At 67.4% G+C, this 23,851-nt stretch carries 25 protein-coding genes and 1 pseudogene; 12 read left to right on the top strand and 14 right to left on the bottom strand.

Annotated features, from left to right (window positions below):
• Positions 1 to 228 precede the first annotated feature (228 nt).
• Positions 229 to 480, top strand: coding sequence for a WGxxGxxG family protein (locus tag GVY39_RS29530; protein WP_159930195.1), 252 nt, complete (start codon positions 229 to 231; stop codon positions 478 to 480).
• 135 nt (positions 481 to 615) lie between these two features.
• On the opposite strand, the gene GVY39_RS29525 is transcribed toward GVY39_RS29530, so the two are convergent.
• The 5 genes from GVY39_RS29525 to GVY39_RS29505 all read right to left on the bottom strand — a co-directional run bounded on the left by GVY39_RS29525 (position 616) and on the right by GVY39_RS29505 (position 4,302).
• Positions 616 to 1,059 carry a hypothetical protein gene (locus tag GVY39_RS29525; protein ID WP_159930194.1) on the bottom strand — a complete coding sequence of 148 codons (444 nt, stop codon included), beginning with the start codon at positions 1,057 to 1,059 and terminating at the stop codon, positions 616 to 618.
• Between the two features lie 32 nt (positions 1,060 to 1,091).
• Positions 1,092 to 1,604: a DUF2231 domain-containing protein gene (locus GVY39_RS29520; RefSeq protein WP_159930193.1), complete on the bottom strand. Its 513-nt coding sequence runs from the start codon at positions 1,602 to 1,604 to the stop codon at positions 1,092 to 1,094.
• A 347-nt stretch (positions 1,605 to 1,951) separates the two neighbouring features.
• Positions 1,952 to 2,164 carry a hypothetical protein gene (locus GVY39_RS29515; protein WP_159930192.1) on the bottom strand — a complete coding sequence of 71 codons (213 nt, stop codon included), beginning with the start codon at positions 2,162 to 2,164 and terminating at the stop codon, positions 1,952 to 1,954.
• 567 nt (positions 2,165 to 2,731) lie between these two features.
• Positions 2,732 to 3,151 carry an Hsp20/alpha crystallin family protein gene (locus tag GVY39_RS29510; RefSeq protein ID WP_159930224.1) on the bottom strand — a complete coding sequence of 140 codons (420 nt, stop codon included), beginning with the start codon at positions 3,149 to 3,151 and terminating at the stop codon, positions 2,732 to 2,734.
• A 269-nt stretch (positions 3,152 to 3,420) separates the two neighbouring features.
• Entirely contained in the window at positions 3,421 to 4,302 is an 882-nt protein-coding gene (locus GVY39_RS29505) for an alpha/beta fold hydrolase (protein ID WP_236565741.1), read from the bottom strand.
• Between the two features lie 87 nt (positions 4,303 to 4,389).
• On the opposite strand from GVY39_RS29505, the gene GVY39_RS29500 reads away from it, so the two are divergent.
• Entirely contained in the window at positions 4,390 to 4,980 is a 591-nt protein-coding gene (locus GVY39_RS29500) for an ABATE domain-containing protein (RefSeq protein ID WP_159930191.1), read from the top strand.
• Between the two features lie 334 nt (positions 4,981 to 5,314).
• Here GVY39_RS29500 and GVY39_RS29495 read toward each other — a convergent pair whose 3' ends face one another.
• The 5 genes from GVY39_RS29495 to GVY39_RS29475 form a co-directional block, all read right to left on the bottom strand.
• The gene (locus GVY39_RS29495; protein ID WP_159930190.1) at positions 5,315 to 5,923 is read right to left on the bottom strand and encodes a DJ-1/PfpI family protein; all 609 of its coding nucleotides are present in this window, start codon (positions 5,921 to 5,923) and stop codon (positions 5,315 to 5,317) included.
• Between the two features lie 37 nt (positions 5,924 to 5,960).
• Positions 5,961 to 7,274: a Dyp-type peroxidase gene (locus GVY39_RS29490; RefSeq protein WP_159930189.1), complete on the bottom strand. Its 1,314-nt coding sequence runs from the start codon at positions 7,272 to 7,274 to the stop codon at positions 5,961 to 5,963.
• On the bottom strand, positions 7,271 to 7,996 hold the full coding sequence (locus GVY39_RS29485; RefSeq protein ID WP_159930188.1) for a DJ-1/PfpI family protein: 726 nt from the start codon (positions 7,994 to 7,996) through the stop codon (positions 7,271 to 7,273). Before GVY39_RS29485 ends, GVY39_RS29490 begins: the two co-directional genes overlap by 4 nt.
• Positions 7,997 to 8,078: 82 nt before the next feature.
• Positions 8,079 to 9,131: a nuclear transport factor 2 family protein gene (locus GVY39_RS29480; protein ID WP_159930187.1), complete on the bottom strand. Its 1,053-nt coding sequence runs from the start codon at positions 9,129 to 9,131 to the stop codon at positions 8,079 to 8,081.
• A gap of 107 nt (positions 9,132 to 9,238) precedes the next feature.
• A complete protein-coding gene (locus GVY39_RS29475) occupies positions 9,239 to 10,258 on the bottom strand; it encodes a GlxA family transcriptional regulator (RefSeq protein ID WP_159930186.1) in 1,020 nt (339 codons plus the stop codon).
• Between the two features lie 117 nt (positions 10,259 to 10,375).
• Here GVY39_RS29475 and GVY39_RS29470 point away from each other — a divergent pair, with 117 nt between their 5' ends.
• Both GVY39_RS29470 and GVY39_RS29465 read left to right on the top strand, forming a co-directional pair.
• On the top strand, positions 10,376 to 11,005 hold the full coding sequence (locus GVY39_RS29470) for a hypothetical protein (protein ID WP_159930185.1): 630 nt from the start codon (positions 10,376 to 10,378) through the stop codon (positions 11,003 to 11,005).
• A 518-nt stretch (positions 11,006 to 11,523) separates the two neighbouring features.
• A complete protein-coding gene (locus GVY39_RS29465; protein WP_159930184.1) occupies positions 11,524 to 12,405 on the top strand; it encodes a DUF4231 domain-containing protein in 882 nt (293 codons plus the stop codon).
• A 182-nt stretch (positions 12,406 to 12,587) separates the two neighbouring features.
• Here the strand turns inward: GVY39_RS29465 and GVY39_RS29460 are convergent, their stop codons facing one another.
• Positions 12,588 to 13,763 carry a DUF3089 domain-containing protein gene (locus tag GVY39_RS29460; protein WP_159930183.1) on the bottom strand — a complete coding sequence of 392 codons (1,176 nt, stop codon included), beginning with the start codon at positions 13,761 to 13,763 and terminating at the stop codon, positions 12,588 to 12,590.
• A 302-nt stretch (positions 13,764 to 14,065) separates the two neighbouring features.
• On the opposite strand from GVY39_RS29460, the gene GVY39_RS29455 reads away from it, so the two are divergent.
• Both GVY39_RS29455 and GVY39_RS29450 read left to right on the top strand, forming a co-directional pair.
• Positions 14,066 to 14,584 carry a MarR family winged helix-turn-helix transcriptional regulator gene (locus GVY39_RS29455; protein ID WP_159930182.1) on the top strand — a complete coding sequence of 173 codons (519 nt, stop codon included), beginning with the start codon at positions 14,066 to 14,068 and terminating at the stop codon, positions 14,582 to 14,584.
• Complete coding sequence (locus GVY39_RS29450; RefSeq protein ID WP_159930181.1) at positions 14,581 to 15,420, top strand: DMT family transporter; 840 nt, start codon at positions 14,581 to 14,583, stop codon at positions 15,418 to 15,420. The genes GVY39_RS29455 and GVY39_RS29450 overlap by 4 nt, the downstream gene beginning before the upstream one ends.
• A gap of 190 nt (positions 15,421 to 15,610) precedes the next feature.
• Here GVY39_RS29450 and GVY39_RS29445 read toward each other — a convergent pair whose 3' ends face one another.
• Positions 15,611 to 15,949, bottom strand: coding sequence for a DUF2218 domain-containing protein (locus tag GVY39_RS29445; RefSeq protein ID WP_236565740.1), 339 nt, complete (start codon positions 15,947 to 15,949; stop codon positions 15,611 to 15,613).
• Positions 15,950 to 16,256: 307 nt separating this feature from the next.
• Here GVY39_RS29445 and GVY39_RS29440 point away from each other — a divergent pair, with 307 nt between their 5' ends.
• Positions 16,257 to 16,700 carry a pyridoxamine 5'-phosphate oxidase gene (locus GVY39_RS29440; protein ID WP_159930179.1) on the top strand — a complete coding sequence of 148 codons (444 nt, stop codon included), beginning with the start codon at positions 16,257 to 16,259 and terminating at the stop codon, positions 16,698 to 16,700.
• Between the two features lie 145 nt (positions 16,701 to 16,845).
• Here the strand turns inward: GVY39_RS29440 and GVY39_RS29435 are convergent, their stop codons facing one another.
• A complete protein-coding gene (locus GVY39_RS29435) occupies positions 16,846 to 17,448 on the bottom strand; it encodes a TetR/AcrR family transcriptional regulator (protein ID WP_159930178.1) in 603 nt (200 codons plus the stop codon).
• Positions 17,449 to 17,576: 128 nt separating this feature from the next.
• Here GVY39_RS29435 and GVY39_RS29430 point away from each other — a divergent pair, with 128 nt between their 5' ends.
• From GVY39_RS29430 to GVY39_RS29410, 5 genes are all read left to right on the top strand, one after another.
• Positions 17,577 to 18,077 (top strand): anti-sigma factor antagonist, encoded by a 501-nt coding sequence (locus tag GVY39_RS29430; RefSeq protein ID WP_159930177.1) that lies wholly within the window; start codon positions 17,577 to 17,579, stop codon positions 18,075 to 18,077.
• Between the two features lie 325 nt (positions 18,078 to 18,402).
• Complete coding sequence (locus tag GVY39_RS29425) at positions 18,403 to 18,954, top strand: hypothetical protein (RefSeq protein WP_159930176.1); 552 nt, start codon at positions 18,403 to 18,405, stop codon at positions 18,952 to 18,954.
• A complete protein-coding gene (locus tag GVY39_RS29420; RefSeq protein ID WP_159930175.1) occupies positions 18,954 to 21,815 on the top strand; it encodes a toll/interleukin-1 receptor domain-containing protein in 2,862 nt (953 codons plus the stop codon). Before GVY39_RS29425 ends, GVY39_RS29420 begins: the two co-directional genes overlap by 1 nt.
• Before the next feature lie 395 nt (positions 21,816 to 22,210).
• Positions 22,211 to 22,378 (top strand): DUF1684 domain-containing protein, encoded by a 168-nt coding sequence (locus GVY39_RS35415; protein WP_201295389.1) that lies wholly within the window; start codon positions 22,211 to 22,213, stop codon positions 22,376 to 22,378.
• A 5-nt stretch (positions 22,379 to 22,383) separates the two neighbouring features.
• Positions 22,384 to 23,457: an LLM class flavin-dependent oxidoreductase gene (locus tag GVY39_RS29410; protein WP_159930174.1), complete on the top strand. Its 1,074-nt coding sequence runs from the start codon at positions 22,384 to 22,386 to the stop codon at positions 23,455 to 23,457.
• A gap of 38 nt (positions 23,458 to 23,495) precedes the next feature.
• Here the strand turns inward: GVY39_RS29410 and GVY39_RS29405 are convergent.
• A pseudogene (locus tag GVY39_RS29405) lies at positions 23,496 to 23,851 on the bottom strand (alpha/beta hydrolase-fold protein); the annotation flags it as partial.

Raw genomic sequence — 23,851 nt, 5'->3', positions numbered from 1 at the left:
CGGCAGCGGCCTCCATGTGACGGGGGAGCATTGCCGTCGCCTCGAATGCCGGTCCGATATTTCGCGCGAGTCCGGTGAAGTCGACCGCGTGCGCCCCGGGAAGGTGACCGTCGGGGGTCCGGGCAGACCGGGAGCCAGTGGGCCGGGAACTGTCGGATCCCGCATTGTTTCCGATCCCGCACACCGGGTACCGCCCGTGAGTCATCGAGAGAAAGGGAGTGATGCAAGATGCGCAAGACCATCGCGATCCCATTGACCGCTTTGACCCTCACGCTCGGCGGGGTAGGGGTAGCCGAAGCAGCCCCCATCCCTTCGCCATCACCGCTGGCCCAGGACACCCACGTTGATGACGACAGCAGTGACAAGACCGGCCTGTGGGGCTTGCTGGGCCTCCTCGGCCTCGCCGGTTTGACCGGCCTGGCTCGCCGCAAGGACAACCGCACCGTTCCCACCACCGGCACCCACCCCCGCCAGCCCTGACATAGCGCGACCCGTGGGGCCCCTGTCACGGACAGGGGCCCCACCGGTGTGTGCGCCGATGCGGCCGAGTCCGCGGACTGGCACACCCGCCTGGTCAGCGAGGTGCCAGTGCCGGGTGGCCGACTTCGGCGGCTGTCAGCTTCCCCCTACCCCGAGGGCGGTCAGCAGTACCAGTACCACCGTTGTGACGGCGAAGACGCCGTGACCGGCGACGACCGCAACGGGGAAATGGCTTTCGGCAGTCTGCTGTGGGCCGGCCGCAGCCCGAGTCTGCGGTGGACCGGCCGCGGCCCGTTCGCGGTACACCGGCAGCCAGCGAGCCAGCATGAAGAAGCCGAGCAGGGCTACCGGGATCAGGAGGACGAATGCCGTCCACGCCAGCGCGTCCTCGTCGACGACGAGGTAGATGATCCAGACGATCAAACCCGCGACGGCCAGCAGGAAGTGGCCGAATACCACCGGTGGCGGCAGTTGAGTCGTACCCTGCTCCCGAGTGCCGCCTTTCGAGATCCACGAGGCGAGCAGGACGAATCCGCCTCCTGCGGTGAGCAGCCAGGTGATCAATGCCGCGATGGCCATGACGATCTCCTTTCGGTCGGAACGGATGGGGATCAGCGCCGGAAGCCCGCGGCTTGGCTCGCCTCGTCGGCCACGCGGACGCCGTAGTGGTAGGCCAGCTTTCCGCCGAGGTAGCCCGACACGCCCAAGGCCACGAGGCTGATCGCCGACAGCAGGAGCGGACCGAGCGCCACGGGACCGTGCGGACCGTCGCCCGCTCGGCGCCACAGGAAGCCGATCGCGAAGGCGACCGTGACGGCTATGTTCAGGCTCATGTGCAGCAGACCTGTTCGGAACGCCGGCGTGCCGCTCGGGATCGCCAACAGGTCCAGGAATCCGACGGCGGCCGCGGCCACCGCGCCGAGCACGCCGATCACGATCAACCACAGCGCGCCCTGCGCGAGGAAGTCCGGATCGTCCACGATCCGTGAACCGATGTCGAACACCAGGCTCGCCACCCAGGCGCCGATCGGCACGGTGACCAGGATCGGGTGGAAGGGATGCCCGTATGGGCCTGCCAGCAGCCCGCTGACCGGGCGCTTGGCCTGTTGTAGATCACTGGTCACGACAACCTCCGAACTGATCGCGGCTGTGTCTCTCCGGGGTAGCGGCGGCGGGTGGAGCGAACGTCTCGGCTGGAGATACCCACCGCGTTCCGAATCACCCCCGGCCTTACCGGTCGTTGATCGAGGTCGGCGGTGCTTGCGGCCGGCACCGGGGTGCCGGGCGGGGTTCCGCGCCGGCGAGGTGAGTACCACGGAGGCGCCGACAGCCGCAGCATGAGCAGCGCGACGAGCGATGGGTGACCGAGAATCACTGGCGGAGTTTGCGCGAATGCGTCGGCAGGCTCGGTGCACGCCGATTTCTGGGGCATGAACCAGGCGACGGTGCCGGGGACCGCTTTCGGTCGAAGTCAGTAGGCGAGGGGATAGTCCTCGTCGGGGAGCGGCGTGAGCAGCGACTGATCGATACGGTCGGCGATCCCAGCGGTGTCGAACGCGGTACGAATGCGTTCGGCCAGCGGTGTGAGCGTCGTGGTGTCCAGTCCGAAGTCGTGGTCGGCATGGTAGGCGAGGACGTCTTGCTCGGCGTAGTCGGTGTCGTTGCTCATGGGGAAGGCGGACATGACGAATCTCCTTTCGTTCTGCTGACCGGTGGTACGGCCCCAGCCGGGGGAGGGGCCTGTGTCCCTCCCCCGGCCTGGAGAAGAGTGACGTGACTACGAGCAGGTTGTCCCTGCGGCGATGCCGTCCTCCCTGCCATGCCGCATGATGCGGCGGTGCGCGCGGAGCAGGGTCGCACGCTGTGCTCGAATGCGCCTGGCGCAGGGGCGGCGACGGCTCGCCGCGGAACTCCTTTCCATCAGTCGAATTCGGGCATCACCTCCCTTCTTTACGTCGTCGTATGCGGCTCGGCGGAGGAGCGCGTTGGCTGGCGCGCCCCGCCCCGGGCCGCCTCCCAGGCGTTCCCACCGGGTCCTGGCCGGGTCGCGGGCTCGGCGTGCGCCGTGAGCGCGGCGCCGGGACCGAAGGGTATGGCCGCCCGCGCATACGGTCGCGGGCTTCGCACAGAATCGCGTCCACCTCGGCGAACAGCTGCTCCAGGTCGGGATCGAGCAGCCAGGCGTCGAACTCGTCGATCGACTGCGTGCTCGGAGCGGAACCGGTCATGACGGTGCCTCCCGCCGCAGCGTTCAGGCGTCGATCGCCTGGTGCCCGTCGCCGCGCCCGATGGCGATCTTGCGCGGCTTGGCCCTTTCCGCGATCGGAATCGTCAGCCGGAGTACGCCGTCGGCATAGTCGGCACGGACCTGGTCGGTATCGAAGTTGTCGCCCAGGAACAGTTGGCGGCTGAACTCGCCTCGAGGGCGTTCCGTGGCGATCATCTCGCGCTGTGCGTCGAGTTCCGGTCGGCGTGCGCGGACGGTCACGACGTCGCGCTCGACGTCCAGTCCGAGGGAATCACGGTCGATGCCGGGAGCGTCGATCTCGACGACGAACTGGTCGCCCTCGCGCCAGGCGTCCATCGGCAGTACTGCGGGGCCCGCCGCTGTGCCGAACACCTGCTGCGTCAGACGTTCCAGATCGCGGAACGGATCGGTGCGCATCAGCATGGTCGTCACCTCCAACTCACTCTATCCTGAATAGAACGAATCAGATTAAGTGTGTCACCAGACATAGATTCTTATAGCACTGATGTCGGTGCTGCGCAAGGGTTCAGTGGAGAAAACTTCCTGTGGACCCGGGCTCGGCCAGTCGAACTTCGGCCGGATCACCACCTTTCGGTCGGACCCGCTGGTTCGGGCGAAGTGTCGAGCGATGGGATGGTTCGGGGAGCAGCTCGGCGGGGCGCGTCGTGAGGTTGGTCGCCCGGTCCGCGCAGTCAGTCCGATTCCATCGCAAGGTCGTGGTCGAGGAAGTCCGCGACGAGCGGGGCGATCTCGCGTAGGTGGGTTTCCAGGGCGAAGTGGCCGGTGTCGAACAGGTGAAGTCGCGCTTCGGGTAGATCGGCCAGGTAGGCGTGCGCTCCGGGCGCCGGGAAGAATGGGTCGTTCGCGCCCCAGACGATCAGCGTGGGCGGGGTGTGTCGCCGCAGCCACGACTGCCATTCGGGATAGGCGCGGACGTTGGAGTGATAGTCGAAGGCCAGGTCGACCTGCGCCCGCGTTCGTCCCGGTTGGTCGAGATAGTACTGGTCCAATGTCCAGCCATCCGGTGCGAGCAGTGCGGGCTCGGCGACGCCTCCCTCGTACTGGCCGCGAGTGCCTTCGAGGGTGAGCAGTCGGCGGATGGTGTCGTGCGCCCCGTCCTGGTCGGGGCGCAGGCCGATGAACTCGCGGGCGCCCTGCGACAGCCCGGATTCGTAGGCGTTGCCGTTCTGGATCACCAGCCCGGTGATCCACTCGGGATGGCGCACCGCCAGCCGGAAACCCACCGGTGCTCCGAAGTCGCAGACATACATCGCGAATCGTGACAGTCCCAGCTTTTGGACGAAACCTTCGGTGATATCGGCAAGCCTGTCGAAGCGGTACTCGAAATCCTTTGGGGTGATGGTGTTTCCGAAGCCCGGATAGTCGGGCGCGATCAGTCGGTAGTCGTTGCCGAGCGCATCGATGAGGCGGCGGAACTGGTGAGAGGCAGAGGGGAAGCCGTGGAGTAGCAGGAGGGTCGGCGCGTTCGGGCGCTGCGGGACGGACTCCCGGTAGAACACCGCGGCACCGTCGACTTGGAGGTGGCGGTGCAGGACCAGTGGCAGTTCATTCACAATTCACATGCTTTCTCATCCCAAAGTGGCATTAGTGATACTCCGATTGGTTCTAATGTGTCAACCCGATGGGTTAGCATTAGTGGCATGCGTGATCTCGAACCGCTGATCGGCGAACCACTGGCTCTGGACCTGGTCAACACCCGACCCCTCGGGGCCGATCTATTGAGCACGCCCCAGCAACTCGCCGCCTGGCTGGACCTGCAGAACGGCCGCCTGTCGGAATCGCTCTCCTCGCCGGCCGGCGAGGACCTCGCCGCTGTGCGGGCGGTGCGTGAGTACCTGACCGCCGCGGTCGAGGCACTACTGCGAGGGGAGCGCCCGCCTGCGGCGGCATTGCGCGGACTGGAGGACGCCCGAGAGGCGGCCCCGGTCACCCGTCACCTCGACTGGAACGGCAACGCGGTCATCGCAATCGCTCGCCGCGCCGGAGACCCCGGTGCACGCGTGGCCGCGGAGCTCGCCGACTCGGCGATCGACCTGCTCACCGACCCGCGCATCTCCCAGCTCAAACGCTGCGCCGCCGATGATTGCGTAATGCTGTTCCTGCCCACCCATCCGCGCAGGCAATGGTGCTCACCCGATCGATGTGGCAACCGCGCACGGGTCGCGCGCTACTACCAGCGCCAGAAGTCACGTTCGACCCGGGACCGGGACGCCGGGGCCTCCGATCAATAACGTCCTCGACCACGCACGGCTGTCGTCATACCGCAGGCGTATCCGCAGCCATCGGATCGGGCGGCAGGTGACAAGAACGAGATGCGTCAGCAGTGGCCGGTCAAGCGGATCGAGGCCCTGACCACCCCACCGCGCGAGCAGCCTGGACCACGTATTCGCTGACCGGTCCGGTCGACCACAAGTGATGTCGGACGCCGGAGCGTGCGGCGGCGATCCCGGATGCGGTCGCCGCCACACGGATGAGTTCAACGGCAGTGCTCTGGACGACCCGTCACCGGCAGCTCGGCGTGGCAACAGCCGTGCGTCGGCTGGTGTCTCGTCATCGATCGCACACTCACCGGACACCGGGTTCGTCGGCGAGGTAGGGCGGTGCCGGATCATAGTGGATTTCGCGACGCACCGCCCGCGCGTGCGCGCGGCCGTGGAGTTGGCCGACGAGCCACAGCGCGCTGTCGATGCCAGCCGAGACACCTTGACTGGTGAGGATGTTGCCGTCGATGACGTATCGTGCGTCTCGGACGACGGTGACGTCTCCGCGCGCTTCGAGTTCGTCCTCGTGCTTCCAGTGGGTGGCGACGCGGCGTCCCCGGGCTGGGCCGGCGGCGTGGAGCAGGAACGCTCCGGTGCAGACGCTGACAACCCACGCGGCATCTGCGGCTGTCCGGGCGATCCATTCGGTGACGACGGTGTTGTACGGCTCCACCTTTCGTGCGCCGCGCCCGCCCGGGATCAGCAGTACGTCCAGCGGTGGGTGATCGTCGAGTGTGTGGTCCGGCAGGACACGGAGTCCTTTGCTGAATCGGACCGGCTCGGGCCGTTCGGCTATCAGGACGGCGCGGTCGGTGTCGTCGCGCAGGATCGCCGATGCGGTGAACACTTCCCAGGGGCCTGCGAAGTCGAGTTCTTCGGCGTTGTCGAAGATGAGAATTCCGTACGTTGTCATGGTTGCCTCTCGGTCGGCTCGGGGGAAGCGGCAGCGCTCATGGGAGCAACGCCGCCGCGATCGACTCGTTCGGGATCGCGCCGGGCGGGACGGCGAAGATCGCGCTGCCGGTGTGCTCGATGAGGGGGTTCATCCGGTCTTCGGCGGCGAGTGCATTCTGCGCTCTGATGAATTGTTCGGGCGGGTTGTTCATGTAGGCGGCGAACAACAGGCCGGCGTCGAGCTGGTTGTGGCCCCCGTGAGTATGTTCGGGAGTGCCGGGCAGGTGTGTGTGTGGAGTCTCGGGGGAGGAGCCCGCGGCCCCGGCGTTCGAGATCAGTGTGCCGTAGTCGTAGTTGTAGCCGCGGCGCAGCATGGGAATGCCATGGACCAGTCGCACATGGGCGCCGGGCGGGATCGCAAGTTCGCCGTCTCGGCCGTGGTGGGTGAGGTCCACCGGATCGGATTCGGCCGCACCGCCCAGGGGCGCCCCATCACTGCGGCGGCGGCCGATGATGCGGTCCTGCTCGGTCTGCGGCAGCTGGTCCCATTCGGCGGTTCTCATGCGGATTTTGCGGAACACCAGGTAGCTGCCGTCCTGGAACCAGCCGGGTTCGTCGGCGGAGCGAACCCATACCGTTCGATCGAACTCGGTGTTGCCCGGGCGGGGGTTGGCGGTGCCGTCCTTGTGGCCGAACATGTTTCGCGAGGTGCCACCGTCGGCAGGACGGCTCAGGAACCCGTGCTGGGTCCAGCGCAGGCGCGCCAGTCCCGGCATGCGTGCCCGCAACGCGCGGAACGTGTGGCTGACGATCTGCGCGTCGTCGGCGCATACCTGCACCAGCACATCGCCGCCGCACCACGCCGGATGCAGGATGTCACCGGTGAACGCGGGTAGCGCTCGCAGGTGTCGCGGACGCTGGGCGGCGAGCCCGAACCGCTCGTCGAACACCGAGGGCCCGAGGCCGAAGGTGACAGTCAGGCGAGCCGGAGCCAGCCCGCTCGCGAAGTCGGTATGGGCGCTGAACCCCGGTGGCGTCCCCGGTTGCTCCGGGAGCGGTGCACCGGCCGCCGACGCGGCGGCGGTCGCCGACCAACCGGCCAGGAGTGCGCGCAGCACCTCACGGTCCGGTCGCGCGACATCGACCGCCAAGAACAGCGCGTGCGACTGCGCGGGGGTCGCGATGCCTGCCTGGTGTGGCCCGTAGAACGGTTCCAGGCGAGTCCCCGGGGTGGTTTCGGGTGCGGTTGCGCGGCCCGCGACCACACCGGTCGCCGCGGCTCCCGCCGTCGCCAAGCCCGCGCCGAACAACCCGCGCCGGGTGACGCGCGGCGATTCGGCTTCATTCCGGTCCGCAGTAGATGTGCTCATGCCCTGTCCCGCCTCCACACTGTCCCCCGTCGCTCGTACTCCATGATTTCCTCGATCGCCACGGCGATATCCGAACCCAATTCCCGCTGCACCAACCACAGAGCGAGGTCCAGCCCGGAGGTGACGCCGCCAGTGGTGACCAGATCGCCGTCGTCCACGACCCGTGCCCGGGTGATCACGCCCCTTTCGCGCTCCAGTTGCTCGATCAGCCGGTGGTGGGTCGTGCACGGCCTGCCCCGCGTGATCCCGGCCGCTGACAGCAGCATCGCGCCCACGCAGACCGAGGCCATCGTGAGACCGTCACGCCGGGCGGCGGCCAGCAGCCGGGGGAGGTGCCCGCGCGCGATCTCGCCGGGCACGCCGGGAGAGCCCGGCGACAGGCCGTAACCGCCGCCGGGCACCACGATCACATCGGCACGCTCCGGAGCCCACCCGGCCGAGACGTCGATCCGGGTGCCGGACATGAGCACCACCGAACCGGGACTCGCCGCAGTCACCAGCTCCACACGTGCACGGGAATCGAAATGCGTCGCATAACCCAACACCTCCAGCGGCGCGAAAATATCCATGTCATCCACACCGTCGAATGCGAGAATCTGCACCCGCCACCCGTCCGGCCCGGTTCCGCTGCGGGCCGGCGGAGCCGGTGTGAACGGACTCGACAGCGCACCCGCTCCGGCGACAGCGCCGAGTCCCGTCCGCAGCGCTGCACGCCGGTTCATGTGCGCTCGCGATCACCGCACAGCGCGGCGGCCATCGAACGATATGCGCGACAGGAGATTCCGGTACGCGTGCCCGACCTGCTCACAGGGAGAAATACGGGTCGTCGAGCACATACCGCCACGACCCGTCGCTCCCGCGCCGTGCGATCTCGGTCGAAGTGGAGAACACCGGGTCACCGTCCGGCGTCGCGCCCGACACGGTGGCATCGTTGGAGATCAAAGCCAGCTCCCCGACCACGTGCACGCGACGGGGCCGCAACTCGATCTTCGCCCCGGAGTCGATCATCGCGGCGAGCGAACTGCGGATGGCCTCGGCGCCGGATCGCCGGTCACCCGGGCTCGGCAACAGCAGCGCCGTCGGCTCGTACAGCGACATCAACGCGTCCAGGTCACCGGCGTTGAAGTACCGCGCGAACAGCGAGGCCAGCTCGGTCGGCTGGGGGGCTCCCAGGCCACGGTCCCCGATCCGTACCGGGCGGTCGTTCCAGCCAGCGTCCTCGACGGCGTCGAACCAGGTGGTCGGCGCGTGCGTCGGGTAGTAGAGCTGGCAGAGCTGACCCGGGAAGGTGAACCAGCTGCCCTTGGCCGGATTGTCACGCACCTGCCGAGCCAGAATCTCACCGAATGCGTAGCCCAGGTCATAGCGCGGCCACACCGCATGCACTCGAGCAGCGAAACCGTCGGACAGCTGTGCACGCCGCAGCCCCGCGATGTCAGCTCCCGTACCCATCTGCATCAGCGCCTCAACCGTACCGAAACGACGCGCGATGCCGTCGCTGGTGTGCAGGGCGACAGCGTTCCACACCGTCTGCACCCGCTGCTCGTCGACACCCTTGCTCCTGAGGAACTCCGCGGCCGCGTCAGCTCCGTCTATCTCGAAACGCTGGTCGCCGTTCGCAAAGTCCGTCGCCCCCAGGTCGTGCAGCAGACAGCTGAGATACAGCAGCTCGTCGTCGTAGTCCGCACCGGCCCGCAACCCGTCGACCGCGGCCAACTCCCGCGCATACAGGTAGGCGCGCACGCAGTGGTTGTAGACCAGCGGCGGCGACACCTCGGCCACCAGCGCGTCCGCGGCCACGGCGAGATCCGAAGCGGGCAGTGCGAACTGGGTCGGATCGGCGTTTTGAACGGTCATCGTGCTCCTTCCGAAATGTGCGCACTCAGTGTGTGCCCGGAAGTAGCGGCCGCCCAGTGGCCAGATAGCCATCTATTGCCCAGATCTGGCCACAGTTTGTTCGTACCTCAGTGCGTGGACTCGGCCATCCGACCGGTCGGCTCCTGGTGGCGATCCACGGACCGCATGGCACGGCCAGAATGGTGAAAGTTGTTGCGGTAGGCCTGCGGAGACGTCCGGGTCAGCCGGGCGAAGTGGTAGCGCAGGGTCGTGGCGGCGCCGAAGCCTGCCTCCTCTGCGATGCGGTCGATCGACAGGTCGGTGGTCTCGAGCAGCTGCTGCGCACGATGCACACGGGCGCGTAGCAACCATTGCAAGGGGGTGGTCCCGATCTCGGCACGGAACCGGCGATTGAGGCTGCGCACGCTGATCGCCCCGTGCGCGGCGATGTCGTCGAGGGTGAGCGGGCGGTGCAGGTTGACCTGCATCCAGTCGAGGACCGGTTGCAGCGATGTGTCGGGGCTTTCGGGGTCGGTGTAGGTGATGAATTGCGCTTGCCCACCGTCTCGCTGCGGCGGCATCACGATCCGGCGGGCGGTGTCGGCGGCCACCTTGGCGCCGAGATCCCGGCGAACCATGTGCAGGCACAGATCGAGCCCCGCCGTTGCCCCAGCCGAGGTGAGTACCGCGCCGTTGTCGATGAACAGCACCGAAGCGTCCACCTCGACGAGCGGATACCGGCGCGCCAGCTCGGCGGCGTGTTCCCAATGGGTGGTCGCCCGTTGCCCGTCGAGCAGTCCGGTCGCGGCAAGGGTGAACGCGCCGACGCAGACGGAAGCCATCCGTGCTCCGCGCGCGGCCGCGTCCAGCAGCGCCTCGCGAACGCAGTCGGCGGGTTCGCGCTGGAACTCGGATTGCCCCGGCACGAGGACTATGTCGGCATCGGCGACGCTGTCGAGAGCCCAATCCGTCTGCAGTCGCACCACACCGTGCACGGGGGCGATGGCGGCAGTGCCGCCGATCGTGACAACCCGGATTTCGTAATGCTTTTGCCCGCTCACGGAATTCGCGGCGCCGAACACGAAGCCCGGGAGCATTACTTCGAAACCGAGCGCGTTGTCAGGAGCCAGTACTGCCACGATCGCCATGGCCAGAATTTAATGGATAGCCTGATAACAGACACCGGCGCCCCGGCGCCGCCCGGGCCGCACCACTGACGCGGGTTTGGAGACGCGGCGAAAACCCCGGGTACTCTCCAGTTCGTTATGGTGTCCGCCGTCCTGCTACTGACTGCCTGCATCCAGCTGGCCTGCGTGGTGCTGCTGTGGACTCGCATCACCCGAATCCCCCGGATCTGGTTGCTGGGCCTGGTGGGCATCGGCGTGGCTTACGACTCGGCGATCGTCGGGCTCGGAGCGACGCTGGGGGAGGGGGCGTTGCTGCATGCTCTGAGTCTCGGCCGATTCGTCGGCCACGCCCTGCTGACCCCGCTGCTGGTGCTCTGGGCGGCCGACCGAACCGGAGCGAGCCCGCGGTGGCGGCGGTCGGCGCTGGTGCTCACCGTCGCATTGGTGGCGTGGGGCGTGCTCACCGAACTGCCGCACCTGCGACTCGTGCCCCGCTGGTTCGCCGATACCCTTCGCTATTCTGCCGAATCCCCGGCACCTCCGGTGCCTGCGCTCGTCGTGACTGCGGTGCTGCTCGTCGCCGGAATCGTATTGTGGCGCAGCGAAGGGCGCCTCTCTCCGTTGCTGAGCACAGGACTGCTGTTGCTCGCGTCCGCGGCGGCCGTGGCCGTTCCACCGCTCGGCAATGTCGGTGAAGCCGTAATGCTCGCCGCATTCACAGGCGCCGAAGTGCGAGTCTCTTCGGGAAGCCGATATGTCGGCGAGTAGCGATGACGAGCCCGAGACGGGCGCCGGCGCTAAGTGGGGACCGCCCGTCTGCCACCCGATGCACTGATGATCCGAAACAAAATGCGCACCGCGCCGGATGTGCGCAACGGCAACCCGCCAGCGGGTCGGCGGGAACTTATATGTTCCTACGTAGATATGCGCATTCATGCATGTTCCTGACGGTAAGGCGAATGCGGTTGCGGCATTGCGGAGAACAGTGGTCCGGGGTGCCGGAGCTGTCGGCCACGGGCGCTGAGTCGACAACCGGCGACCAGGTACGTGAGGCACCCGCTCGGGTGGAGAGCGGATCATCTGGTTCCGACTGGAACCCGTTGGCGGAAACCGACTCCCAACTACTTCCAGCCGATGATCCGGTTGGAAAGCGCATCGCGCATCGCGGCCAGCCAGAACGCGGGGGAGCTCGACGGCCCAGGACTCTCTACACCTGAAGTTCGCCCCTCGCGGTGCTCTATTCCGTGTCATCATTCCTGGGTTCGCGTATTGGTGGAGGGGGACACATGAGTCGGATGTCCGATGCGGACATGCCCGCGTTCTGGCGCAGTGCGGACGCGGCGTCGTTGCGGGGGCAGCAGATGACGCTGCGGCTCAACCGCATTCGGCTCGGCGGGACGGTGTTCGCCGCGGTCGGCGGAGCGCTGACCTGGAAGGCAGGCGCCGTCAATGTATGGGGTGTGGTGGCACTGCTCGGGTTCGCCGCCGCGCTGGCAGCGGAGATCGTGTCGAGCACTGTGCGGCCCGAGCAGGACTGGTATTCCGGGCGCGCGCTCGCGGAGTCCGCCAAGACCTTGGCATGGCGATATGCGGCGGGCGCTGCTCCGTTCCTGCCCTCGATGAGCGCGGCCGATGCCCGCGCCGCGATGCGGGACCGCCTTGCCGCCATCGCCGCGGAGTTCGGCAACCAGATTCCGATCGGAGCGGGCGATGCCGTCGCCACGTCCGCGATGCAGACATTGCGAGCCGCCCCGTTCACGGAGCGCAAGGCTGTCTACCTCCGGGACCGCACCGAAGACCAGCGTCAGTGGTACGCGAACAAAGCCGAGGACGCGAAGCAGAAGATGTCTCGGTGGCGTGTTGCACTGGTTTTCGGAGAAGTTCTGGGATTGGTGTTGGCCGGGTTGCGCGCGTTCGGCGTCTGGGAGATCGACTGGTCAGGTGTCATCGCCGCCTGCATCGCCGCGGGTACCGCATGGATGGGCATCAAGCAGTACGCGGCACGGAACTCTGCCTACGCCACGGCAGCGAACGAACTGGCCTTGCAAGCCGACAAGCTGGCCGATGTCTCGGAAGTCGAATGGCCGCAGGCCGTCGCGGACGCAGAAGAAGCCATCAGTCGCGAGCACACCATGTGGCTGGCATCCCGCACCGCCAACCTGCTGTGAGCTCGTCCCGGCTTTCGTAGCTCCCCGATGCGCGCCATGCGCTGCACTTCTCTGGACCCGGAGAGGCTGTCCCGCGCAGCGCGGTCGGCGTCTGTTTTGTCCGTGTCGTCCGTTATGGCTGGGCTCGACCGGGACACCGTCCGTGGCGGATTCATCCACGGTTGGTCGCGCTCGGTGGATTGTCAGCGGTGGGCGGCATGGTAGGCGCGGCCCTGGGTGGCCACGATGCGCACCAGATCACCCAACGCGATCTCCACATCGGCGAGGTGCAGACCCCACGTCGCGTCCGGCACGGCGTACAAGTCGGGGCTTCCCGGCTCCGGAGTCGCCATCAGCACGTTCGTGTCGCCGTTGCGCAAGCACTGGAGCCGGTAGCGTTCGGCGGGATCGAGCCACGGGGTCGGCGCGACGACAGCGGACGCTCCGTCCCGCAATGCCAGTTCGACGCCGAGCGGGCTGGGCACCGGATTCACGCGCAGGACACTGGCGGCGACGCGAGATTCGTTGCGGTCCAGAGAAACGGGGTTGGTGCAGGCGACTTCGTAGTCGTCGCCATACGGACGTGGGAGCGGCTCAGGAGTCACGGGGTTGCGACCGAATCGGCTGTCCGGTGGGGGAGTCTCGTCGTATGTCTGCCAGGCGAGCACACACCCTGTCTGCTGCTCGGCGCGGCACAGCGGCAGATGCTGGAAATCGCCGCCGACGTCGCGGTTCTTCGGTACGACCACATTGCCGCCGAGCAGGATCGCGGACACGATCCGATCTCGTACCTCCGGCCGCGGGTCGATTTCCTCCCTGATCAGTTGACGCAACATGCGTGTACCCTGCGAATGTCCGATCAACACCACCGGTCTGCCGTCTCGGCGCTCGCCGATGAACTGCCGCCAGGCCCGCAGCACGTCCTCGTAGGCGATCCGCGCCATGTCGGCGCGCCGCTCGGAGGTATACGCCTTCTCCGCCGCCAGCGCGGCCAGGGTTCGCTGCCGGTACACCGGCGCGTATATCCGGCAGACTTGGGAGAAGCGGGCCGCCTGTTGTTCGGCCACGGCTCGGATCTCCGGAGTCACCGAGGTATCGGCGTTGGGGGTCGGTTCCAACGATGCCGTTGGATAGACGTAGAAGCAGTCCGAGCCCGAATCGTTCGCCGCCGGTTCGTCCCGCACGTCCGGCTGCCCGGCCCGGCGTACCGTTGTCGCCGAACTCGCTCGGCACGGATCATCCGCCCGATCCGGTCGGCACAACCACACGACGCCGACGTCCGCGACCGGGTCCGCCGCCGCGCTCACCGGCAGCCCCGCCAGGACGCCGGCGCCACAAGCCGCCGCCGCAACCGTCCGCCGCCACCAGCTATCCCGCATCGCACACCTCACCGCTTCGCGCGCGACTCTGAGCCTGTGCCCCGCGACACCGCGCATGTTCGGAGGGGCGGCCTTCGACGGCGTCAGCTTAGCGACGATCGCGCCCGACCAGAAGCGATGTCGAGTTCGAGCCGTGCCCACCACCGTAGGTGATCCCGCATCCGTGGTGATCCCGCATCCGCGGTGATTCGGCCGAGTCGCACGGGCAACGGATTGATCGGCTTTTATCGAATTCGTCGACCAGCGAATCGAATCACGCTCGACTCATGGTGTATTCACGTCCATCGTGTTATGCATGAGTCATGCATGATGACCGCACCGGCAATCTGCTCGGAGCCGCGGCGCTGGCGGTGACCGATCTGATGCTCGAGGACGTGACCGAGATGTCAGGGGCCGGCCCAAGGGCTGCCTCGGCACTCGTGGTGCTGGCGACCTCCGCCGCGCTGAGCGGTACCGAGCTCGGCAGGCGGGTGGGTCTGAGTCAGTCCGCGGCGGCGCGGATGATCGACGGGCTCCTGCAACGTGGATTGGTCGAACGGCGGCCGGGTCAGGGCCGTGAGGTGTCCATCCGGTTGACGCGGCGAGGCCGCACCGCGGCTGCCGGCATTCTCGCCGCACGCAGGGATCGGTTGACCCGAGCCCTGGCCGTCCTGGACCCGTCCGAACGCGCCGCCCTGTCCGAGTTGCTCGGCAAGTTGCTGACCGGGCTGTACGGCGAGGTGGGCGACGCCGATCTGTTGTGCCGCCTGTGTGACCGTCGCTGTTGCACAACCGATGCCATCTGCCCGGTCGGACAAGCAGTGCGGGAGCGAACCGGATGACGTCGGGCGCCACGCTGGCGTTGGTTTCCGCGGCCGCGTACGGTCTGTCCGATTTCACCGGTGGCCTGCTGGCTCGACGCGCTCACTTCCTCGTCGTCGCGTTCTTCGGACAAGTCGGCGGCCTGATCGTCGCCCTGGTCACCGCGCCGTTGTTCGCCGCCGCGGCGGATTGGAAAAGTCTTGCGTGGGGTGCCATCTCGGGGGCCGGTACGGCGGTCGGCATGCTGTTGCTCTTCCGCGGGATCAGCCGAGGCGCCATGAGCGTGGTCGTCCCGGTCAGCGCGGTCAGCGGTGTGACGCTGCCGGTGTTGATCGGGGCGCTGTGGCTCGGCGAACGGCCATCGCTTCTGGCCTGGGCGGGGATCGTGGCGGCGATTCCAGCACTCTGGCTCGTCTCGCACGGCCACGGCACCGCGGGCAGATCGACAGCCGCGACCGTGGACGCACTGCTCGCAGGCACGGGCATCGCCCTCCAGTACCTCGCGCTGGCACAAGCCGACGCGGCGGCCGGAACCTGGCCCGTTGTCACCGGACGCCTGGCCGCGATCGCCACCCTCCTGCCGCTGCTGCATCGGACCATGCCCCGCCGCCCGCGTGCCACCGCGCTCGCCATCCTCCTGTCACTCGTCACCGGGGTCCTGGCCGCCCTCGCTCTGGTCTGCTACCTGCTAGCGACCCGGGAAGAACTGGTCGTGATCGCCGTCGTGCTGTCGTCCCTCTACCCCGCGATCCCCGTTCTCCTCGGCATCGCGGCGCTCGGCGAACGCTTGACTCGGAGCCAGGCGTTCGGGCTCGCCGCGGCCGCCGCCGCCCTCGGTCTACTGACAGTCGGCTGAAGATCGGATCCGGTCGGTGCCGCCGCCCGGCGCGGGCCGTCGAAACAACCGTCCTGGTCAGGCGGCAGACTCGGGTAGGTTCCGGTCGGCGCGACTGCTCGTCGTCGGTAACGGCTACGGCGAGCAAGCTCGAGGATTGGTCGGTCGTCATCGCTGTCGACATCGGGTCGACCCCGCCGTGGTGGGAGCGTCAGTTGTCCGGCAGGCGGCCACTTCGCGGATCGGTCGAATCCGGCCCGGAAAGGTCTCGCTGCCACGTCACAGTCAGATGGTCGCGCTCGCCGAACCGGATGAGATGTCTCGCGAGCACATCCTCGAGCCGCGGCAGATCCTCGGCGGCCGCGTCGATGCGCAGATGCAGTTCGCCTTCCCAGGCGGTGAGGGTCGCTCGCCCGACTTCGAAGTCGATCCAGCCCGAGGCGGAGTCCGCCGACCATGAACCGCCGTTGCGTCGCCCGAGATGCGCGACCAGCTGCTTGCCGTATCGCTCGGGTCGATCGGTGCGCACCACCGACTGGGACGAGGACAAAGGAGCCTCTGCGGTCACGACGCGGCCCGCGATCGAGATTCGACGTCCGCGAGAGGGGCACCGAGGACCTGTAGCACCATGATGCGTACCAGCCTTTGGGTTGCTCTGCATTCGCGTTTTCATGCCGATTGCGGCGCGTGTAGCCCGACCGAAGGACAGCCCGGCAACGCCGACGTGGCAATCGTCTCGGGACTACCCCCGCGAACTGCCATTTACACAGCGGCACGGGACCGCCTATCCGACATAGGTACCGATCGAGTGGCGATTGCACAGCAACCTTCCAGTGCTGGCTACGTAAACTCTCGACATGACCGATCTGGCGGAATTCGCTCGGCTGATTGCGGGCGACCACGGACTCTGCGTCGTCTCGACCCTCCGGGCGGACGAAACGATTCAGTCGTCTGTGGTGAACGCGGGTGTCTTGGCGCACCCTGAGACCGGTACGGACGTGGTGGGGATCGTGGTGCGCGGCGATGCCCGCAAACTGGACAACCTACGTGCCCGGGCGCGCATGACGATCGTCGTCCGGGTCGGTTGGCAGTGGGCCGCCGTCGAGGGGCCGGTCTGGATCGCCGGGCCGGACGACCCGGTGTCCGGCATCGATGCCGAGCGGCTGCGGCTTCTGCTGCGTGAGGTGTTCACCGCGGCCGGTGGCGTCCACGAGGACTGGGAAGAGTACGACAGGGTGATGGCCGCCGAACGTCGTGCGGTGGTGCTGATCGTGCCGGATCGTGTCTACGGCAACAGCTGAGGTTCCATTCGTGCCGTGTCTGCGAGCCGTGTGTGAATCCGACGACGGCTACGGCGGTAGGTGACGACTTCCGGCTCTGTTGGCAGTGTGTCAACAAATGTGCTGCGCGCGAGGACGCGTCCATGGCGGCGCAGGGCCCGCTTCGTCATGGCTCGACCGGTCGGTGCTGCTCGATGAGCATGCGGGCCATGCGCTTCGCGCGCCGGGCGGCCTCGAGGTCGCCCTCGGCGGCGGAGATGATCGAGCCCTTCATCAGGATGTGCCAGGAGCGGGCGAAATCGTCCGGGTCGCACAATCCCGCCGCCTCGGCACGGCTGCGTACGATGCCCCGGATATTGTCCAGATATCCGATGCTTGCCTGCCCGGCCGGATGTCCCGCGCCGAGTTCGAGCAGCACGTTGATGAACGAGCAGCCGTCGAAATCCTCGCGCTGCTGGAACCAGTCGTGGAAGACGTCGAAGATCGCCAGCAGTTGCTCTTCCGGTGTGTTGCCGAGCAAACGGGACTGCTTCTCGACCAGGCCGAGTGTCCACAGCTGCTCGCGGCGCTGCAGCACCGCGAGGACGAGATCGTCCTTGGACGGAAAATGCCGATACAGTGTGGCCTTGGCGACACCGGACGCCGCGATCACCTCGTCGGTGCCCACCGCCCGGACGCCACGCCGGGTGAACAACGTGTATGCCGTCGTCAGGATTCGCTCCCGGGCAGGTACCGCGGGTGCGGCGTGGGAAAGGTTCGGAGTCGCCATCTCCCCGTCACGATATCGCTGTACAGACAGGCCTGTCTATGTTAGGAAAGAAAGACAGGTCTGTCTTGAGGATGCAGGGTGGGCCCTAATGTCGAGCGCGATACGCGCGAAACGAATCGAGTGCCCGTATGAGCACAGCACTGCACGGTCAATCCGGCCCCCTGCACCCACCAACCGATGAGCCGGAGGATGCTCGCCGCAGACTGAACGCCACCATCGAACACCGCGGTAGCGCGGTCGTTCTCCATGCTCGTGGCGAAATCGACGCCTACACACTGCCGACGTGGCGCCGATTACTGCGCGAGGCCGCCGCGGCTACCGCGGCGCCGAATCCGATCGTGATCGATACCACCGGGCTCGATTTCATGGCATGCCGTTCCCTGCTGGTCTTGGCGGAGGAATCCGAGAGATGCCGGCATCAGGGTATGCGACTGTGCGTGGTCGGCCGCTCGGTCCTGGCCCGCATCGTGACCCTCATCGACCTCGACGCTCAACTGCCCATCTACTCCTGCGTCGAGGACGCGGTGGCCGACTCGGCGCTGAACGGGCGTTCCCATGGATGCCGTGCCGCAGGGCAACGTGGCACGGTCGCGTCGGTAGCGAAGATAGGAGATCCATCCGGCGCGTAGGCGGCGCTGACGGCGGCGAACTCGGTATCCTCCCCGGATTCTCTTGCGCTCGAACTCGATAGAACGGGCGTCGCCGCCGAGCATGTTCGTCATTCCCTGCCTCTACCGTCGCGCGGTCGAATAAACTGGCCCTGCGTGGACGGCAACCCGAAACCCCTTCGCAGAACTGGACTTCGGGCAGTTGTCGGCGTTTGCCAGCCGGACAGCCGAAGGGGAGGCGATGTCCCAGCGCCCGATCAGCCATACGACCAATTCGGAGCCGAACCGGAACAGCCATTCGAAGCGGCGCATCGTGATCGCGTTCGCGGCGGTGGTGCTCCTGGCTGTGGCCGGCGCGATCGCCTACTCGGTGTTCCGGTCGCAGCCGCAGGCACAGCCCACGGACTCGGCGCAGCCTGGAGCGACTATCGCGCCCGGCTCGAAGCTCAATATTCTCGCCAACGGCGATCACCCGTGGAGCATGCTCATCCGCTCGGACGCCGGAGGGGAATGCGGCCTCGCCGCCAATCACACCGCGCCGCCGTGCAGCTTGCTGATCCCGGAAGGCACCACGGTCATGCGCTTGGAAGCGACCTTTCAACAGCGGTTGATCTACGATCAACCGCCGCGGGACGGATTCCTGTGGTACGGCTGCGATGAAGGGCCCAAGTCCAGAACATGCACCTTCACAGTTACCCGACCGGGCGGAGTGTGTATCACCGGCGTCGATCCGGAGTTCGTGCGAGTCGATGGCTGTGCGACGCTCTACGAAGACGGTGTGCTGGACCGCCTGCCCAAGGCCCCGCCGGAATTCTCGCGTGTTCCCGTGAGTAACCGTTTGACGTGGAGTTTCCCGCCCGGCGTGTGTCAAGGCAAGTCGGGAGTGACGCGCTGCTGATGGCCGAGCCCGGTCGTTACGACGTCTTCATATCCTACAGTCACGCGCTCGACACCGAACTGGCGCCGGCATTGCAGCGCGCTTTGCGTGGACTGGGTCGCCGGTGGTATCGGCCGTACGCGCTGCGGGTCTTCCGCGACAGGACCGGCCTGGGCGTGAACGCCAGCCTGTGGCACGGTATCGAAAGCGCTTTGGTGAAGGCGGACAACTTCGTCCTGCTCGCCTCTCCGCCTGCCGCCCGATCGGTGTGGGTACGCCGGGAGGTCGAGTGGTGGCGGGCGCACCGTTCCCCGGAGACATTCCTAGTGGCGCTCACCGGTGGGGAGATCTGCTGGGACGAGGCGACGGGCGATTTCGACTGGGACCGTACGGATGCGCTCCCGGACTGCCTGTCGGGTTGGTTCTCCGCGGAGCCGAACTACGCGGATCTGCGCTGGGCAAGGAAAGAAGCTCTCTCCCTGCAACACAGTGAGTTCCGCAGCGACGTCGCTTCCCTGGCCGCCGCCGTCCACAAACTCAGCAAGGACGAGATAGAAGGCGAGGACATCCGCCAGCGGCGGATCACCCGGCGAATCATCGGCGGTGTCGTCACCGTGCTGAGCGTGCTGCTGGTCTTCGCCCTGGTCGCGACGGTCCTCGCGGTACGGGCACAGCAAGAGGCGCTGGATCAGCAACGGGTCGCGGCAGCACGTTCCCTGATCACGGCGGCGGATGCGGCGAGGAACGGCAGTCCCCCCGACATCGACACGGCCTTGCGGCTGGGCGCGGCCGCCTACGCCAACCTGCCGAATCCGGAGACGACGGCAAGCCTGGTCCACACGCTCGCCGGGAGCCCTCTGGCCACCGTGCTGCCGGGCAGATTCGGACGAGCCACCCCGCTCGCCTTCGCGCCGGACAACCGGCTGCTGGCACTCGCCGACGGCGGCAGAAGTCTCCAGTTGTGGAACCTCGACGGCGAGCGGCCCTCCCGATGGGGCGACGCACTGGCTTCCGACCACCTGATCGAGTTCCTTGCCGTGTCCCCGAACGGGACGTTACTTGCGGCGGCGGGGGCCGGCATCCTGCGACTGTGGGACATCACCGATCGTGCGAAACCATCCCGAATCGAGTTGCCCGCGATGGAGATCGTTCCGGTCGGCGCGCTCGGCTTCTCGCCGGACGGCCGGTTGCTGGCCGTCGGCTTCGGCAGCACCCTGATGCTGTTGGACGTGAGCGAGACGCCGGGCCCCCGGGTAGTGAGCTCGATCGACACAGTGGGCTCGATCTTCACCGGTGTGCCCGCACGTGTCACATCCGTGGCGTTCGCGAGCAGGACGCCGACAGTGGCGGTGAGCTATACCAACGGTCTCGTCGGCGTCTGGGATGTTCGCGACGCCAGGGCGCCACAGAGTCTCACCGGATCGTGGATCGCGAGCACTCGGGCCGTAGCGCAACTCGCACTGTCCCCCGACGCCTCACTGGTCATCACCTCCGAGCAGGAAGCGGTCTCCTTCTTCACCCTCGAAGCAGGTACCGCGCGGTTGGTCGCTCACGTCGACTCGCCCGCCGGGCCGACCGCGACACCGACAGACCTCTGGAACGCCGGGTTGTCCACCTTTTTTCCGGATGGCCGCTCCGCCGTCACGATCGTCGGTCACACAGTGGTGTGGTGGGATGTCACTGCGGTGGACGCACCCAGGGAGACCCGTCGATTCACGGTCGAGCACACCGGCGGCATCAACCATGAGGCGCTGACAGCGAACGGCCGATGGCTGGCCACCAGCGGCGACAACGGCCAGGTGATCTTGTGGGACGTCACCGATGCGAACCGGCCGCAACGGCTCTCGGCGCCGCTCGGCGGACTGGGCGCGGACGCGTCGGAAATGGCGTTCGCTCAGCGGCGGCCCGTCGTCGCGGTCGCCGCCGGCGACACCGTCGGGCTGTGGAGTCTGGAGGCCGGCCGCCGGGTGCCCGGCGGGCAGGTACGGCGACCGGGGAACACGATCACCGCGACAGCGATCTCCCCGGATGGGCGAATCCTCGCCGTCGGCGGATCCGACCGGACCACGACGTTGTGGAACATCGACGACCTCGCCGAGCCCCGACCGGTCGGGGCTGCTTTGACCGACTTCACCAATATCGTTCGCGCCATCGCCTTTTCTCCAGACGGCAAGTTACTTGCCGTCACCGGCCATCCGGCCATGATGCTGTGGGACATCACCGACCCCGGAAACCCGAAGCGACTGAGTCCGAAGCCCGTCGGGCGACCCAGCATGACGACGGGTCTGGCATTCTCACCGGACGGCCGCACCGTCGCGGCCGCGCGCGAGCGCGATTTCGTCGTCCTCTACGACGTCGCCGACGTGACTCGCTCGATCAGTGAGTTGGGTGGCACATCCCAGACCGCCAGGCACCTGATGTTCTCCCCGGATGGCCGCACCCTCGTGACCGGCGGCAGCAATCCGGGCGTGCTGCTGTGGGACGTCACCGACCGCGCCCGTCCGTCGTTGTCGGGGCAACCGCTGCCCGGCTATCCGGACTCCGTTCACGGGGTGGCGTTCGCGCCTGACGGCCGGACCCTTGCGGTGACCGCCGACACCGCCCGACTGTGGGACCTCAGCGATCGGCAGCGTCCGCGCCCACTCGGCGCTCCGATGGAGACCGGCGGATCGATGAGGCCGGTCGCATTCGCACCGGACGGGCATACCTTGGGAATCGGTGCTGCCGACCACACCATCGCTGTCTGGGATCTCCGTGGGCTCGAGGAACTGCGCGCCGATCCGCTCCGGACCGCGTGCCGACGCATGTCGTCCGTACTCGACGAGGCCACCTGGTCGTTCTACGCTCCCGGCCTCGACTACCACGACGGCTGCGGACACTAGCCCGAGGACGCGCGAACTCGAGAGTGCGGTGACGATCACGCCCCAAGCTCCGTAGTTCGAGAGTCGCCGGTTGGTCGAGTGAGTTGAACTCCGCCGGTCGACATGGATCGGCGCAGCCCGAATCGAACGAGCCGGTCCGATCATTCCCCGCGAATCCTCTGGCGGCTGTTCCTTCGCGTGACGCGAGCGAAATATTTGTGTTCGCGCTGATCGCAATCCTGTTCCTCGGCACATGCATTCGGTTGACTTCGGTATCACCTCCGTTCGGCGTCACCCAGGAGAGGCGCAGCGCCCTCGGACAGAGGGCGCGGCGACGCTCGGACGCCGGGGTGCCGCGCGCGTAATGCTGGGCCTCGAGGACAGCGCCGAACCGAGGACAGACAGAGGAGCACCACATGACAGCGCAGGCCACCGCAACCCCGACCGACGCCTTCGCCGCCGACCGGCAGGACTACCTGCCCTGCGCCTACACCGACCTGGCGACCTGCCCGTTGCCACCGGCGCAGCATCGGCTTCCGGTCGCGATCGAGGCCGGTGAGCAGATCCCGTACGAGCGGCGCTGAACTCCATGAGCGATACCACATCCCGGATCACGACGTTGTCGTTCCTGACTCCGGGCAATTATCTCGACGACGACCCCTACTCGGGGCTCGAGGACACACTGCAGCTGTTCGAGTACGGTGAGAGCCTCGGTTTCGACGGTGCGTGGGTCCGGCAGCGCCATCTCGAGCACGGCGTCGGGTCGGCCGCGGTGTTCCTGGCCGCCGCCGGGCAGCGCACCAACCGGATCGAGTTGGGCACTGCCGTGATTCTCATCGGATACGAGAGCCCGTTCCGGCTGGCCGAGGATCTGTCGCTGGCCGACGTGCTCTCCCGGGGCCGGTTGCAAGCCGGTTTCAGTGCGGGCACGCCGCCGCATGCCGAGTTGATCGGAAACCTGGTGTTCGACGGGGAGTGGCGCAATTACGATCTGTCCTACGGACGGATCACCAGGCTGATCGACAACCTGCGCGGCGACTACCTCGGTGACACCGACACGGTGATCCACTCCCCGGGGAACATCCAGCGACCCCGCTTGCAGCCGCACAATCCCGGCTTGATCGACCGGCTGTGGTACGGCGGCGGCAGTAGCCGTTCGGTGCGCTGGGCAGGCGAGAACGGGCTCAACCTGCTGACCGGGAATATCGTCTTCGGCGACCGCAGCGACGATTTCACCGCCACCCAGCTGAGCTTGATCGGCGACTACCGCCGACTGACGGATCCGGTCCGGCCCGGCCGGGTTGCGGTGGGACGCGTGATCGTCCCGTTCGACAGCGCCGACCGCACGACCCGCGAGCGTTACCGGCAGTACGCGGCGAGCAGGTACGAGCGCACCCTGGCGCCACAGGGGGAGCGGCGGGTCCTGTTCGCGCCGGACGTGGTCGGAAGCGCCGAGGAGATCATCGAGCGGCTGCGGGCCGATCCGGTGCTCACGCGGACCTCGGAGTTGCGGCTGGAGCTGCCGTACGAGTTCTACCGGGCCGATTACGAGCAGATCTTGCACGACACCGTCGAGCTGATCGCCCCAGCTTTGGGCTGGCGGCCCGCGACGAATCGGCCCCGCACCGAGCGCGACGCCGGAGAGGTGGCCGCGTCGGCCTGAGCAGACCGCTCGACGCGGGTGACCGTCGGCTGGGATCGTCAGGATTGTTCGGCGAGCGCGGCGGCGAACACCGGCCATGAGCTGTGCAGGTCTTCCTGCCAGTAGGACCAGGAATGGGTGCCGTTGTCGCGCAGCTCGAATATGGCGGGAATGTTCAGCTCACCCAGTCTGTCACGCAGCTGACGGGTGCAGTGGTCCGCGAAGGTCTCCAGTACGCCGCCGATGAGTAATTGGTCGAACAGCTTGCCGGGATGATGCTCGATACCGGCGCCGTCGAGTGTGTCGTGTGGTCCGGGTGCTCCGGTACCGGTCGAGACGTAGATCGCGGTTCCCCGCAACTTGTCCGCGTGCAGATACGGGTCGTTGGCCGCCCAGGCGGGATCCGTCGGCGGAC

Origin of the sequence: Nocardia sp. CY15 (genome assembly GCF_009829295.1) — a bacterium.
GTDB classification, from domain to species: Bacteria; Actinomycetota; Actinomycetes; order Mycobacteriales; family Mycobacteriaceae; genus Nocardia; species Nocardia sputi.
Note: the sequence above shows the minus strand (reverse complement) of the source record. Positions and strands in the feature narration are given on the sequence as shown.